This window comes from Komarekiella delphini-convector SJRDD-AB1 (assembly GCF_014831675.1).
GTDB lineage: Bacteria > Cyanobacteriota > Cyanobacteriia > Cyanobacteriales > Nostocaceae > Komarekiella.
In genome coordinates, this window is record NZ_VJXY01000004.1 from 79899 (window position 1) to 93797 (window position 13899).

Here is a 13899-nt window from a genome sequence, read left to right on the forward strand (position 1 = left end):
GCCGTGAATATTTATTAAATTGAATATTCATACCCATCATTTTTATGAATCGTCTTACAAAATTTATGAGAAGTATCAAATTTTCCTAATTTGTGAGTCACACTAAAACTTCCTTTTGCTCTAACAGCAATACGACCAACATAATTTCCGATATATTTACCAGTGATTACTAGTGCTTTAACGATATCACCAGTCTGTAAACCAAAATGAAACTTCTTTCGTTCCCTGTGTCTAATAGGAAAACCGAATTTATTTGTACCACACATCTTTCTCGTTCCATGTCCTGTAGCTTTGATTAACAATGGTTTATTTGTTAGTATTTCTAATGTTTCTACTTTCCCAACACAAGCCGCATCTAACCAGTGAGTTTTAGGTAATCCCAAACGAGTCCGATTAAATTTAGTCAATCCACCTGATCCTGTAGAAATGGGTAATCCAGTCTCTTTTAATCGATTGAATAATGCCCATCGTGTAGAATTAACAGCAGATGCATCTTTTAGGGGACGTTTTGTTTGAGATAGAATTCGTTTCAGTACGTCGGGTTTCTTAGCTAAAAATTTCTCAATATCTTGAGTTCCTTTTTTCTTGTTGCATCGATCGCAAGCCAGACATAAATTAGATATTCGATTAGTACCGCCTCTAGATAAGGCATGAATATGCTCAACTTGTAGAGCAACGTTTTCGACATCACAATATGAACATCTCCGATCCCATTTGTTGAGAAGATATTCTCTAACTTCATAACCTAGTAACTCGCCTTGCTGATATTCAATACCTGATATTTCTGGGTTTTCTAATTGTTGCAAATCAAATCTAACTAATTCTTGAGAAATACAAGTTACGGGTACAAACTTGATGAGACGATTTACCCAAGTAATAGTAGTTTCTACACGATGTTGTAAAGATGGTGCTAACCATTGCTGACATCTGGTGCGGTTCAAAAATCTTGCCTGACGATAGCGAGTATGTCGTGAACGTCTAGCACGACGCAAAGACTTACGAGATTCTAAAGACGCTTTGATCGTTGCACCTCTATGGGTTAATTCAGCACCAAATATAACCTTATTGGATTGAATTAAAGCAATCCCGCTAGTTTTTGAACCCGGATCAAGTTTTATTTGAATCGGTTTTATTGGTTTTGTTGAAATAGTTTTGAGAATTATGGTAAATGGGTAACGACGAAACACTGCTGCTTTCCCGTCGTTGAGTAATTTTCTAGCTGTTCCAGGGTGAATAGGATTACACGGTTGTTTATTGGTATCGATAACCAAAACGTAATTAGACAATTTCAAACCTCCTTTTTAGGGTAATGTTAGCTTCGACCTTGTTATCCCAGCTTGTTCGACTTGTAACACTGTTTCAGTGACCTTAAAACTGTTTAATTGCAAGTGACAGAGCAACAAACTAGCTACGCATTTGAAGGTGTCATGACTTGGATAACGGCTACCCTTACGGGTGGTCTGGTCAGCACGGCTTAAAGCGATTAAGCTAAAAGCCCTGTGTCTTGTGGACTAGGGTTGCTGACATTATTCCAACTGCTTAACAACAGGCAGGGCAAAAGAAGGAACTTCTTTGGGTACAACTTCAATCTTCTTCCCAGACGCATATCCCGGCCCGGTGTAACTGCCATTAAGGACAAAATTCAACAGCATTATTAACAACCAAACTCCAACAGCAGCCACACCCACAGGAGATTTAATTACATCCGATAAAAAATATACTGGATACCAGCCAAATCTCCAGGGGTTTTGCGGGTGCAAGCGATGTGCTTTCCAAGTCTCAATGTAGGGAATTTCTATCTGAGGAACCCTCGGCTTATAGGCAGTAGGTGCATTAATATACCTAACCTCTACTGGTTGAGTATCATAACTAGTCATGGGAGAAACGTTAGGTTGCTGATTTACTATCCCTCCTTGTTGCTGTACCTGCTGCAACATACTTTGCAAGCGGTTTGCAGGCACAATTGCTCCACCTTCAGAATAATCAACATCAAAATTACGGCGTTGATTTCTACTCATAATATGACCTCAAATTAACTAGCTGGCAGGATTATTATTTACCTGGGAGTTATTATCTTCCCAGAAATCTTCATCTTGAAGTTGGGTGTAAAACTCTTCTGGAGATAACATTCCCGGTTGATTTTGCACTCCATCTTCAACAAACTGACTATTATGTACTCGCCCCAATCCAGAAACAGTAGAACGAGGAGAAAATTGAACTACATTTTTAGCAGAGAATTCGTTATTGAATCTCAGCCCAGAAGGTGATACCGGAGGCATTAAAGAAGGCTGAATATCAGTATCAGAAACACCAACATGAAGTTGTTGATTGCCAGGATTTTCCAAGTTATCAGACACTTCATCTCTTTCTTCAACTGCATTGTTATAGTCAGAAATTCCCCAACCCAAAAAACAAGCAAACCCAGCCAAAAATATAACTGCGCTCATCCAATGCACTCCTGAATTGGGAGATGGCATCATCTCAACCGTCGTGCGAGTTGAACCCTCAAGGGTAGTACGAATAGGGGTACGTTTGACTGCCGCTACAACATTGAGCGAACACAAAGCTATGCAAACTATCGCAGCAGCAAACTTGGCATACATGACATCACCCCCCCGATTTATTAACAGGCTGTCTATTAGGAATTGGCTTAGGTAATTGCTTGTTCATTTGTTGAAGATATATTCGCCTTTGCTCCTCCTTCTGGCGTATTTTCTCGCGGATGTCTGCTACCTGTGCCATCTGTTCTACTGGGTCTAGATATCCCCGCGCCCGTAACAGTTGCGCCTGTGCAAGAGAGTATGGTTCTTGAGCATTCCTAATCTGAATTAGCATTTGATTCAGATCAACTGATGGTTGAGATTCTAAGTTTTGAGCGTAATCAATCGCCTCTAATTTACCCAAAATCAAAACAGCAGCAGCCCCGGTTGGTATCTTCTCCTCAACTTTCGTACCATCAGTTTTGCGGTATCCCCAGTAAAAACTATTATTTCCAGAAGCCGCTTCTAGTAAAACATCTAGCGAGTTGAACTTGACTATCTCTAGTGCTGGCATATAGTGAAGGCGGTAAAACCCAGATTTCTCATTAGCTTGCATTCTGGATATTTCACCCCGCAATTGCTGTCCCCACAATGCTGCTGCCAACTGTCGCCAGCCCGTAAGAGTAGGCGCACCCTCTACTGAGGAGTAACTGGACAGATGGTCTATATTGTAGTCAGTACGGGACAGCTTTTCTAAGTACACCTCCCGAATTTGGGCAACTTGTTCCTTTACCTGCTGTACCTCCGATACCTGATTAGCCGGAACTTGTTGCTTCCATCCAACCATCAATGCAACTGCCCCAATAACAGACAGCGCACTAACAGTCGAACAAACCGTCCACAAGGTAACATTTACCTTTTTCTTTCTGCGACTCGGTTGTTTATTTCGCGCAGGTATAGGAGTAAACATTATTTACCCCTTACGTATTATCAACAACCAACTGCAACTGAGGGCGTTTGTTTAATTCGCGTGCGATCGCAATTCCTACACCACCCACAACTATCCCAGTAAGTAGCAACAGAGGATGCAGGGCAAGAGTCGCCCCCACTCCTAATAGTTGTCCCACCATCCCAGAAACACCCAGGTTCATCAACAAACCACCCGCCGTGTTAACCAAAAAGTCAAATGCTGCACTCATACCTCCTCCCTGGTAAACCAAATAACTACTAGTGCCAAAATCAAACCAACTAATTCACCTATACCTACACCAATCAAAATTGGCTGAATACTCGGAATTTCATGTTTCTCCTGAGTTGGGGGAACTGCCACCCACGTCCCAATCACAGTACCAGCTACTACCGAAAGCAGATTTATACCAACTGCCTGGGTAGATGTCTTTCTCAAGTTGAGTAAACTCTCATCCCGTATTTGATAGCAAATGGGTAGCATTTGAGCTACTATTTCTTCGGAGATTGCCCGATTTTCTGCTGCGAGGACTTCAACTGTCTCGGCTGCGGTGTCGATGTACCGACCAACAGTGGATGAGTCTGTTCCCCCCAATTCACCTTGCCGAAAAAATCGTTATCAATGCGCGAGTGAATTCGTTCTTGCGCCTGGTCGTAACCAGCTGTGATGGAAGTATTACCTTCAGCAGGCAAACTGCTGCCATGAAAAACAAATTCTTCGAGAGCAAGTGTTGAAGATTCAAGCACCACTTTATGACGTAATTCTCCCAACTGAATGCCCCTGTCTGCATCCCGGTAAAGTATTCCTACAAAACTATCGGGAGAAGCTTGTTCTGGGTCTATGCCAAATCGCTGTTTGATGTACTCGCGCTTGTCGAACTTATGTTCGCCTACTTCTGATTTGCGATCGCGCATTGCAATCAAGTGCTGGGCAGCTTCTTCAAGGGACATACCCTCACGAGAGGCTATCTCTTTAAGTTGAACCAATTGCTGTTCAATTGTTTCGTCAAGCGTATCATTTGACTGCAAAGCTAAATCTAACAACCGACAGCAGGTACGTACTACATCAGGCGACACCTGCAAAGTCTCTGCCACTTTGTTGATATGCTTCATTTCGCTCAATTCTCCTAATAACTGCCTGCACAATCGGGTTGTTTTTTTCTTCATCAGATATATGCTTAGTCAAAAAGTCATAAAGGCTTACGTCATTGACTTTTTGCAAATAAGCATCTAAGCCACCAGCAGGGATTACTTGCTGTAAATATTCCTCACATGTCAACCGCCGAATCTTAATAGAAACGTAGAAAATATCTGCAATCTCGACTGTTGTTGCATCAAAATAGCCGCCCCGCTTTCGTGGTTTGACTATACCAGCATAGGGATACCACCGTTGTAAAGCGGCAATCGAAATCCCGTATCTTTCGGCAAGTGTTTTTTGGGTGTAGATAACGTTCTCACATATCATCAAACTCAATTCCAACTGAAAGACAACATCAATTGAAAGCAAATTAAACTAGCAACTTACCAAATTACTTGTGAATTAAAAAATAATTCACAACCTATTTAGATTTAGTACAAGTACAGTTCAACTAGAGTACAACTAAAGTACAGTTAACCTCCTGCGAAACTTCACAATTGCATTTGTTACATATTGCTTATAGGCAATGCAAGCACGTTCGCATATATGAGTTGAATAATATTGAAAAATAACTAATAGAGTAAAAAGCACTGTAACAGAAACATATACTCAATACAGTTGAAATGGCTAGATAAGAAAAATGGCTTCTGCTTGCTTATTTAGGGCTGGAGAGCGCAAGCACAATTCAAACTTGAAAATACTGCTGTAAAATTGGGTATAAAGAAGCAGCGATCGCCTCAAACTTATCACCATCGGGATAGGGTCTAGCAATTTCCTCCCCGTCTTCGTTCGACCAACTCTGCATGAATGGAGTATACTCAAGCGAGAGGATTTGAGTCCGCCACCAGCCCGATAATGCAAGTTCCCCACTAGACCAAAGCAGCCAAAAATCAACTCTTTTGTTGCGGTAATAGTCATTTATTGGATTGGAACAGGGGCGATTATTAGGAGCGAAATTTTCGGTAAAATAACCTTTAAAATTAATTCTGAGAAAATCTTTTTTAATTTCTGCTATTAATTGAAAGCGAGTATTAGGGTGATGATCGGCTGCTATTTTGCTAGCAGTAAACTCAAATTCTAAAGGTAGCGCCAATGAACTCATCAATTAATAATCTTTCTCAAACTGTACTTGAAACATGATGTGAGCCAAATTGCCCGTAATTTCTTCTAGTCAAGCAGATACTCGTTGTATCACTTGCATCCTGACTGCATTTGCCGCAGCAGTTGCAATGTCTTCCCAGTCACTCTCAACAAGCAGAACTCCAAGCAACTGTCGCAAAATGTTAGAATTTTGGATAAACTCTTCGCCGTACAGGTCATTTTGCATCAAGATACCTTCAAGCGTTGGTAACACAGATGCGGATGGCGATTTTAGTCGGGATAACAAAAGCGATCGCGCAACAACAACCGCAGCTTCTTCACCCACTCCTAAATTCCACTCGGAGAGCAGATGGCGGATTTCACGGTTGAGCGAGACACGCAGTTGCGTCATTCTGCCCAGCAAACCAGGATTCTTCAATAATGCACTTATAGCTGTTCCCCAATCCAACCCTGCTGTCACATCACAGTCAGCCTCGTCCTCGATACGGATTGCTTCTTGAAATGATGCAGGGTGAAATAGTAAATCGATAGCTTCGCCAACAGTTATTTCTTCGTTCATTATTTTTCCTCCAGCACTATCGTAATGGGCGGCGCAGCAAACCGTACTCGAAATATGTCATATCTTCGTACTCTTCTTCGGAACCAAAGTCGATCATGCCTTGATTTTCGTAAAACCGTTCGCTAGAACGTAACGAGTGCAAGCCAACTCTCCCACCATATCCCAACTCGACGCTCCTAATTCGGGCGTATCGCAGCAATGCCGTCCCTACTCCCTTATATCGCGGCGGGCGTTGGATTTCTTTGCGGTTCCACGGAGCTGAGGTGACGTACTGAATATATACTAATCGTTGTCCGATAGCCTCTCGCGAACCGTGGAGTTGAGTCTCCACCATCATCAACCCTTGCGTGCAGCCTTCTACTTCGAGAGCGTAACCTTCTTCGTTTTCATTGTTGCTGATGTAGCCAAGTTTAAATAACCAATCCCAGAATTTATCCTCGGTCTGAAAAACACGCAATTGCTCGCGCCAAAGATTTTCAAAATCATCAATGTGATTTTGTGCAAGTTCAACAATAACCCCATCGATTAGTTGATTGTCAATGCCACGATTTAACTGGACTTGTAAATGCACCAATTTACCTGATAATTAGACTTAATAATCAGACTTATTGTAATATTAAACTTAATCCTTAAAGCTTTATTTTGTGCAACTTGATAAGGAATGAGTATTACGAGATAATTGCTGTGATGCAATTTAGCAGTGGTCTACGGTATCTAATATAAGCAGCAGTTGTTAGGCTTTTCTTTCCATCATAATTGATGTAACTATATTCTTCTTTTAATGAGAGTTTTTCAAAAATATCTAAATTTTTTAACGCTTTAACTTTTTCACTAAAAATTTCTACTTCTTCAAGATACTGTGTGCGAGCATCGGCATTATCTTCAAGATATTGAAAAAACTCCCAATCAGCAATAACAAATTCAAACTTACAAATGTTTAAATTGTATGTCGTCACCCATACTTGGCTATATTGCTGTTCGTCTTTGCCGCAATAAGTTTTGTAATAATCCCAAGCTTTTTTGACCTCATTAGCATACCGTTTCCGTGTTGAATTACTTATTATTTGCTCATCATTAATATTAATAATAACTAAAATGCAAGTTATTCCCTCTTCGTCTTTATATTCGCCAGCTACCACAGAACGAATCACAGGAAAAAGCATTGTTGGTTTATTTAATACTTTCAATAACCGTTTAATTTCTCTCTCGATTTGTGGTTGTTTCGGCAAATATCTCTTCACTTTACACCCGTTGAGTTCGGGTTGAAATAAGTTAATATAATACTTTTCTCGTTCGTTCAAGCAGTTGAGTGGAACCTCTTGCCAATAAATACGATGCCTTAGTTTGCGGTTGGAGCGAATTAATTGTGGGTATCTGTGGTGAGTTCTACTAGCCCACCGATTTTTTAGGTTGGTAGCTTGTCCGACATACCACACATAGTCATTAATATCGACAATGACGTAAATTCCCGAACGTTCAGGCAAGTGATAGCGTTCGCTAAAAGTAACGTTAGACCAATCCTTCCAATTCATCACAATATTGCGGTAAGTACACCCTACTTACCTAAAATTCCCATTGCAAAGCAACAAAGTAAAACCATACTACGGTAAATCCTGTGACGACATTAACGCAATTAGATAATTAGATTTATACTTAACAAGTAACAAATATCTTTTGCCCGGATTTCTCACCACAATCCTCAAAGCCTTATAAAGTCTAGATTCCGGTTTTTCACACTGCATGAAAAAATAACCTGTCAAAAATTCCCAAAACATGTTCGGAGTAAGGATTATAAGGAGTGCGATCGCAGAACTTGTGAGAAATGCGGGTTTTGGTAGCAAAAACATAGAGCAGACCAGATGGCGCATTTTACTGCGGCAGAGTGAGCAACACCCAACCATTCGATGAAAGCGAGGTGCTGTCCAACAATCCCGTTGCACACCGACCGTATCAAGTTGGTTGGTAGAGTCCGAAAAGTTACTAGCGGCGGGTGAACGGGGTCGTTATGCTGCACAATTTTTAATAAAGGTGAAGTTGGAGAGCTACCTGTTAGACAAGAGGCTATTCCCTTCTTGAAATACAATTGAATTAACTTGAGCAGCTCTATTACTTTTGTTACTTTTTATGAACGATAGCCCTGCCCTGAAATCGATTCTGCTAGTTGCTGCAAATCCTAAAGGGACAGTAAGTTTACGCTTGCAGGATGAGGAAAGAGAAATTAAGGAGCGGCTACGTTTGGCAGGGTATGGCAAAGTTCCTATTAGTTCAACCGGATCAACTCGTCCAAGAGATATTCAGCAAGCAATGGTGGACTTCAAGCCACAGATTGTACATTTTTCAGGTCATGGAGCAGGTCAAGACGGTTTAGCTTTTGAAGATGTATCAGGGCAACTTAAGCTGGTTAATTCAGAAGCATTAGCAAATCTCTTTAAACTTTTCTCCAATTGCGTTGAATGTGTTGTTCTGAATGCCTGCTACTCAAAGTTCCAGGCTGAGGCAATAGTTCAATATATTGACTATGTTATCGGCATGAGTCAGGCTATTGGGGATCGTGCTGCTATTGAATTCGCTATCGGTTTCTATACCGCTTTAGGTGCTGGAGAATCAATCGAATTTGCCTATGCTTTAGGTTGCAATGCAATTCAACTTGATGGAATACCAGAGTATTTGTTACCTGTTCTTTTTAAAAGAGATAAAACGGATTCAAAGAATTCAACAGATTTAGAGCCTTTATATCAAGATTTTTACATAGAACGTACTTCTATTGAAACCGATTGCTATAAAGCTATCACAAGACCAGGAGCACTAATTCGGATAAAAGCTCCCTGGCAAATGGGTAAAACATCTCTAATGCTTAGGATATTCAGTTACGTTGTACGACAGGGGTATCGAGCAGTAAGACTATCTTTTCAAGAAGCAGATTCAGAGGTATTTGACAATCAACAGAAGCTTTTGCAGTGGTTGTGTGCTAGCACGGCTTATGCATTGAATTTAGAAGATAAAATAGAAGAATATTGGCATGGGTCTTTAGGTAGCAACTTTAATGCTACAAGATACTTTCAGAAATATTTATTGGCAGCATCTGATACTCCATTAGTTTTAGGGTTGGACGAAGCTGATTTAGTGCTTCAAAGATCTGATATTGGAAGTAATTTTTTTGGGCTTCTTCGCTCGTGGTATGAGAGAGGCAAAAGTGATTCAACTTGGAGAAAACTTAGATTAATAATCACCCATTCTTTTGAAGCTTATATTCCGCTTAATATTAACCAATCCCCTTTTAATGTGGGTCTTCCTATTTTACTACCGCCTTTAACTGAGGTAGAAGTAAAGGAACTACTAGAGCGATATCATTTGAATTGGTCAGAGGAGCAAATCAAATATTTAATGGATGTTGTTGATGGACATCCTTATCTTCTACAGACAGCCCTCAAATCTATTGCTAGTGGCAGATTCACCCTGGATGAATTTTTAAAGACTGCCCATACCGATTTAGGTTTATTTCGAGACCACCTAAATCATTATTTACTTTTTTTGGAAAGCTATCCAGACTTGAAGCTAGCGATGAAGCAGGTAGTAGATAGTTTAAGCTTTGTAAGACTGGAATCTAAGCAAGCTTTCCATCTAAGTAGCTTGGGATTGGTTAAACTTAGAGGTAATGATGCAATAGTTGCTTGTGGTTTGTACCGAGATTATTTCCGTGTACATCTGTAGTTAAATACTTCAAACTATCTGAAGATGCAGCATAACAATTGCGGTGCAGCGGATTGAAGGAAGACGCTGGTACTGAGTTACAGGAGATCGGCAACCGCTGACCGCAACCGTTAAACACCCAGCTAAAACCTATGCCCTAGTAGCTGAATGTGATTGTGAAGCAGTTTGTCCAAGGTGTCTACATTCAACAGGATGTCCGCAGCATAATGAAGCACTGCATAAAGATTTGGGTTTGTTTTTGTTGAATGCCATAAGCCAAGCAGCGCAGAACACCTAGTAGCAACGCCCTCTTTTTAAGCAGTAATTGATTCAGATAACAAACCTGACATACCTAACACTTGCTCTGACCAAGTACTGGCTATAGCAGCGATATTTGCACGTTCTGTTGGGCTTGCCCAAATATTTGACCAGTCTTGCTGCCATTCCCTTAACTGGCTTTGTAGTTGGTTTAATTCCCCTGCTTTCTCGGTATCTGTATCTGGAATAATCAACCCAACAAAAAATAGACTTTCCTCAATAAAAGCAGCAACTAAATCTTGGTTAGCTGGATTTTGGCATCGAGATTTGATACGTGCCAAACTAGCTGCCAATTCTCCTAAGCGGTTTGCTTGAGGTTGGCGTAAAAAACTCGCTTCAATTGCTCTCCAATCAGGCATTATAATCCTCCTAGCAATCGTCGGGTAATTAGAGCTACTCGTTCTCTAATTTCAGCGGATTGAATTTCCATTGTACGATTATTTTGACTGGGACGGATGTTGATAATCGATTCAAAACCTACTTCTTGAGTGTAGGGAAACCAATCAGCACCCCAAATGTCTTTTTGTCTACTACCATCTTTCAACAAAATTTCTTCACATTCATAATGAAGTTGACTGCCTCCAGCAAGAATTTCTCTATCTATATCAACTGCCAATTTTATAAACACTCCCCAGGCTTTGAGCATTTCGTCAAGTTGCTCTTTTGTCGCGCAATCGCGTATCAGCAGAATCAATTATTTAACCTCAGTTGCCAATATTAATTACCAATATTATTTCATGAACTGTTCTTATGGATGGGTTCAAGTTCATTGATTATCTCTATTGAAATGAGTATTTTATCGTTTAAAAAATAACAACATCCCGTGTGGATTATCTAAAGATACATCTTTATTGCTATTGTGATTCTGCAATTCATCACTTTGTAAATCTTGACTAGAAAGTGAGTACACATCATTTGCAACAAGCTGATATCCTTGATTAATTAGATAACCAACTAATTTATCAGGCATTACATGAGATGCACCGTAACTTGGTAACAAATTATGTTCAATTTTATCCTTATCTAAAATGTTTAATTGCACAACACCTGTACGACAAAATATATCAAAGTCAATTGGCTCAACTAAGCCACTTGTAGTAATTTCAATTGAATTTAATTCCATCGCCAGTTGCTCTATACTCGCAAAATTCCGCGACCACGGGTTGCCCATTAAAAATAGCCGTATCGATATTGCCTCTGGCTGTACTTTCAAAATATCAAGTAATGTTCTCTTAAGGGCATCTGGTTGTAAGTAATCTAATACTCCATGAACTGAAACTAGCCGTAGGCTATTAGGAGCGTAAAGTTTTGTCAGTTCTAGTTCTGCTAGATTGCGATCGCAAAAATAATTTAACTGTAAATTTGGGTATTGGCTACGTAAAGCTAAAAACTTTTCTGGCGGATTAGTAGCAATGTCGTAACAATCGATTGTCGGAAGTTGGTAGCGCGTTAAGTCAACTCCTTCAAAACCAAAAAAAACTTCACGTTCGGCAAAACCTGCACCCAAGATAGCTGCACTATCACCTTTACCTGAAAGAATCGCTTTCCAAGTGAGGGGATAAACATTCGGGGTAAGTTCTAAAAGCCTAGCTTTACTAATCTCTAGGATATTACCACTGCCCTTATTTTCTAGGAATCTTACTGCCATAAAACCTCGTTATGTTATGAAACAACCTTGGGACGACTGATTGGGGTGATATCTTTACCTTCGCCCAAACGGTACACTTCTGTGCGATCGCCAACATCAATTTCAAAAAACCGATAGCTTGTAGTAAACTGCGCCCACGGTGCCAAAGGATTAATTTTTGGGAGATTGGTTGTTGCTTGGTAAGTAATTTCAAACCCTGCCCCCCCATCTTGCTTGAACATCCGCAAAAAACATTCGTAGTCTCTAGCGTGCCAAAAATCAGTCGTTCGGCGACGCACCACATCTTGTGAGTCAGAACTCATCGCCCGCGCTGCTGATGCGGACACGATCAATTGCAAATTGTCAGACATTCGCGTTAAAGCAAGTTTCTTGTCTGGGTTTGAGAATATTTCATCAACAATTGGTCTAAGCTCAGGGTGCAAACGAGTTTCGGCAATGTAAAACCCTGAATACTTGCTGATCTCATTCTCAAATTCCCGAACGACTAGTCTTTCAAAGTCACAACTAACCGACTTTCGTAAGCTTGCAAAAATCAAGTCTTCGTATAACTTCTGCTGCGATGCTGGCGTTGCTGCAAGAATTTTGAATGCAGACCCGCGCATTCCTTGAATTCCAATCAAAGCACAGGTACAATCGAGCGATGCCGCCCACAGTGCTAGAAAATTTCGATACTTAGTATAGAGTATTAACGCTTCCCGATAATCAGGAGCTTTAATCTTGAGTAAGTGCTTTACTGGGTTGGGTTTGATCTCCCATCCTGGCCTAGATAATAAAGCCCACAACGTTGAGGAATCTTCAATGGCATCCATGCATTTATCCCCGAAGCTTATTAATGACAATTATTTGTCTGTCCGTTCCTGTCAAATCTCATGCGGGATATCAGCTCCTTAAGATGCGCTGGGTCTACACCAAACCTATGAGCAATGTCATACTCCTCATCTTCAGTTGGCAGTGCATTTAGTGTTAGTAAATGCTCCAAAAAAGGTTGCGACCCCCCTAAAGGCAAACCATCATCCGTAAAAGGTAATCTATGTTCGTACATCGGCTGCTCAAATACCGCAGGGCGGGTATTTTGTAGCCACGCTGCAACCTCACCAGGTTTTGGGGGGTCTATCCCCAGTCGCTCGCATTCTTCTAATAACTCGTTTGATAATTGCGATTCTACTGCAAAGACGCTGCGCGATCGCTCCACCAAATTCTGCAACCACTCCTGTAGTTTTCCTGTCTCTGGTAGCTGCAAATCCAGCGCCTGACAAGCAGCTACAAATTCTTGTCCAATAAGAGCATTAGCATATAAATGCCCCAACCAAGTAGCAAATTCCTCATTTTGAGGTAATTCTATCCCTTGTTCAAGGCTAAAAGTTTGCAGTTTCTTTCCTAAACGAATTCTTTCTAAAAGTCTTGTACTAGTATCTTCTTCATCAGTAATAATTTGAGGGTCATTTGACCCAAAAGCCATTTTGTCTAAAAGCCAAATAGCTATTTGCCCTGATTTTGGAGCTGACAAATTTAGAGTTTCACAAGCAATAAGCAGCTCAGTTCCCAAAGACGTATAACTTGCAAGCCACTCCTCTAAATTACCCGACCGAGGAGTAGTAAGTCCCTTTTGAGATAAACCAACAAGCTCTAAACCTAAATTCACCAAATTCCTAACTACCATTGACAAGCTTTTACCCATATCAGGTATTAGCTTCTCAATTTGACCCCGCATATCAACATTAATATGAACTGTCACGCGGTCTTTCTCTGCATCTACAGGACGACCACGCTTCGGAGGTAGCTTTGGATTTGGTTCGGGCTGTTGTTTACTCATGTTACTTCAGTCTATCGGAACCACAAAGCATATTTGAAGCCTTTGTATGCAAAAAAGTTAATAAACGTAACAAATTATCAGTGTAAAAACATTTTTACACTGATTTTTAATTAAAAAATGTAAATAAAACACATACATAATTGGTTAATTTGGTATTCTTCAACCAAAAGCACAAAAAGTTGAGAT

18 protein-coding genes are annotated in these 13899 nt (G+C 40.5%); 1 reads left to right on the forward strand and 17 read right to left on the reverse strand.

The annotated features are described in order from the left end of the window. Positions 1-14: 14 nt before the first annotated feature. From iscB to FNW02_RS05570, 12 genes are all read right to left on the reverse strand, one after another. Positions 15-1286, reverse strand: coding sequence for an RNA-guided endonuclease IscB (iscB, locus tag FNW02_RS05515; RefSeq protein ID WP_191756563.1), 1272 nt, complete (start codon positions 1284-1286; stop codon positions 15-17). 240 nt (positions 1287-1526) lie between these two features. Then, entirely contained in the window at positions 1527-2018 is a 492-nt protein-coding gene (locus FNW02_RS05520) for a hypothetical protein (RefSeq protein WP_191756564.1), read from the reverse strand. A gap of 18 nt (positions 2019-2036) precedes the next feature. Then, entirely contained in the window at positions 2037-2603 is a 567-nt protein-coding gene (locus FNW02_RS05525; RefSeq protein WP_191756565.1) for a hypothetical protein, read from the reverse strand. 4 nt (positions 2604-2607) lie between these two features. Continuing rightward, the gene (locus FNW02_RS05530) at positions 2608-3450 is read right to left on the reverse strand and encodes a phage terminase large subunit family protein (protein ID WP_191756566.1); all 843 of its coding nucleotides are present in this window, start codon (positions 3448-3450) and stop codon (positions 2608-2610) included. A 10-nt stretch (positions 3451-3460) separates the two neighbouring features. Then, entirely contained in the window at positions 3461-3679 is a 219-nt protein-coding gene (locus FNW02_RS05535) for a hypothetical protein (RefSeq protein ID WP_096585940.1), read from the reverse strand. Then, positions 3676-3930 (reverse strand): hypothetical protein, encoded by a 255-nt coding sequence (locus FNW02_RS05540; RefSeq protein ID WP_191756567.1) that lies wholly within the window; start codon positions 3928-3930, stop codon positions 3676-3678. Before FNW02_RS05540 ends, FNW02_RS05535 begins: the two co-directional genes overlap by 4 nt. An 8-nt stretch (positions 3931-3938) precedes the next feature. Further along, complete coding sequence (locus FNW02_RS05545; RefSeq protein WP_191756701.1) at positions 3939-4490, reverse strand: hypothetical protein; 552 nt, start codon at positions 4488-4490, stop codon at positions 3939-3941. 22 nt (positions 4491-4512) lie between these two features. Then, positions 4513-4911, reverse strand: a complete 399-nt coding sequence (locus FNW02_RS05550) for a hypothetical protein (RefSeq protein ID WP_191756568.1) — start codon at positions 4909-4911, stop codon at positions 4513-4515. A 358-nt stretch (positions 4912-5269) separates the two neighbouring features. Continuing rightward, a complete protein-coding gene (locus FNW02_RS05555; protein ID WP_191756569.1) occupies positions 5270-5686 on the reverse strand; it encodes a hypothetical protein in 417 nt (138 codons plus the stop codon). A 69-nt stretch (positions 5687-5755) separates the two neighbouring features. Then, entirely contained in the window at positions 5756-6244 is a 489-nt protein-coding gene (locus FNW02_RS05560; protein WP_191756570.1) for a hypothetical protein, read from the reverse strand. Between the two features lie 16 nt (positions 6245-6260). Beyond that, a complete protein-coding gene (locus FNW02_RS05565; RefSeq protein ID WP_191756571.1) occupies positions 6261-6815 on the reverse strand; it encodes a GNAT family N-acetyltransferase in 555 nt (184 codons plus the stop codon). Positions 6816-6912: 97 nt separating this feature from the next. Then, entirely contained in the window at positions 6913-7776 is an 864-nt protein-coding gene (locus FNW02_RS05570) for a GIY-YIG nuclease family protein (RefSeq protein ID WP_191756702.1), read from the reverse strand. Positions 7777-8368: 592 nt separating this feature from the next. On the opposite strand from FNW02_RS05570, the gene FNW02_RS05580 reads away from it, so the two are divergent. Then, entirely contained in the window at positions 8369-9955 is a 1587-nt protein-coding gene (locus FNW02_RS05580; protein WP_225225447.1) for an AAA-like domain-containing protein, read from the forward strand. A gap of 293 nt (positions 9956-10248) precedes the next feature. Here the strand turns inward: FNW02_RS05580 and FNW02_RS05585 are convergent, their stop codons facing one another. The 5 genes from FNW02_RS05585 to FNW02_RS05605 form a co-directional block, all read right to left on the reverse strand. Continuing rightward, on the reverse strand, positions 10249-10611 hold the full coding sequence (locus FNW02_RS05585) for a hypothetical protein (protein ID WP_191756573.1): 363 nt from the start codon (positions 10609-10611) through the stop codon (positions 10249-10251). Then, positions 10611-10946, reverse strand: a complete 336-nt coding sequence (locus tag FNW02_RS05590) for a DUF5674 family protein (RefSeq protein WP_191756574.1) — start codon at positions 10944-10946, stop codon at positions 10611-10613. The genes FNW02_RS05585 and FNW02_RS05590 overlap by 1 nt, the downstream gene beginning before the upstream one ends. A gap of 102 nt (positions 10947-11048) precedes the next feature. Continuing rightward, on the reverse strand, positions 11049-11900 hold the full coding sequence (locus FNW02_RS05595) for a hypothetical protein (protein ID WP_191756575.1): 852 nt from the start codon (positions 11898-11900) through the stop codon (positions 11049-11051). A 14-nt stretch (positions 11901-11914) separates the two neighbouring features. After that, entirely contained in the window at positions 11915-12709 is a 795-nt protein-coding gene (locus tag FNW02_RS05600; protein WP_191756576.1) for a hypothetical protein, read from the reverse strand. A 20-nt stretch (positions 12710-12729) separates the two neighbouring features. After that, complete coding sequence (locus tag FNW02_RS05605) at positions 12730-13713, reverse strand: hypothetical protein (protein ID WP_225225448.1); 984 nt, start codon at positions 13711-13713, stop codon at positions 12730-12732. Positions 13714-13899: the final 186 nt, after the last annotated feature.

Excerpts from the sequence above, each read along its gene's own strand:
- FNW02_RS05540 (WP_191756567.1), bottom strand. The coding sequence starts at position 3,930 with ATGCTACCCATTTGCTATCAAATACGGGATGAGAGTTTACTCAACTTG.
- FNW02_RS05560 (WP_191756570.1), bottom strand. The coding sequence starts at position 6,244 with ATGAACGAAGAAATAACTGTTGGCGAAGCTATCGATTTACTATTTCAC.
- FNW02_RS05580 (WP_225225447.1), top strand. The coding sequence starts at position 8,369 with ATGAACGATAGCCCTGCCCTGAAATCGATTCTGCTAGTTGCTGCAAAT.
- FNW02_RS05550 (WP_191756568.1), bottom strand. The coding sequence starts at position 4,911 with ATGATATGTGAGAACGTTATCTACACCCAAAAAACACTTGCCGAAAGA.
- FNW02_RS05530 (WP_191756566.1), bottom strand. The coding sequence starts at position 3,450 with ATGTTTACTCCTATACCTGCGCGAAATAAACAACCGAGTCGCAGAAAG.
- FNW02_RS05520 (WP_191756564.1), bottom strand. The coding sequence starts at position 2,018 with ATGAGTAGAAATCAACGCCGTAATTTTGATGTTGATTATTCTGAAGGT.
- FNW02_RS05595 (WP_191756575.1), bottom strand. The coding sequence starts at position 11,900 with ATGGCAGTAAGATTCCTAGAAAATAAGGGCAGTGGTAATATCCTAGAG.
- FNW02_RS05570 (WP_191756702.1), bottom strand. The coding sequence starts at position 7,776 with ATGAATTGGAAGGATTGGTCTAACGTTACTTTTAGCGAACGCTATCAC.
- FNW02_RS05585 (WP_191756573.1), bottom strand. The coding sequence starts at position 10,611 with ATGCCTGATTGGAGAGCAATTGAAGCGAGTTTTTTACGCCAACCTCAA.
- FNW02_RS05600 (WP_191756576.1), bottom strand. The coding sequence starts at position 12,709 with ATGGATGCCATTGAAGATTCCTCAACGTTGTGGGCTTTATTATCTAGG.
- FNW02_RS05605 (WP_225225448.1), bottom strand. The coding sequence starts at position 13,713 with ATGAGTAAACAACAGCCCGAACCAAATCCAAAGCTACCTCCGAAGCGT.
- FNW02_RS05525 (WP_191756565.1), bottom strand. The coding sequence starts at position 2,603 with ATGTATGCCAAGTTTGCTGCTGCGATAGTTTGCATAGCTTTGTGTTCG.
- FNW02_RS05555 (WP_191756569.1), bottom strand. The coding sequence starts at position 5,686 with ATGAGTTCATTGGCGCTACCTTTAGAATTTGAGTTTACTGCTAGCAAA.
- FNW02_RS05535 (WP_096585940.1), bottom strand. The coding sequence starts at position 3,679 with ATGAGTGCAGCATTTGACTTTTTGGTTAACACGGCGGGTGGTTTGTTG.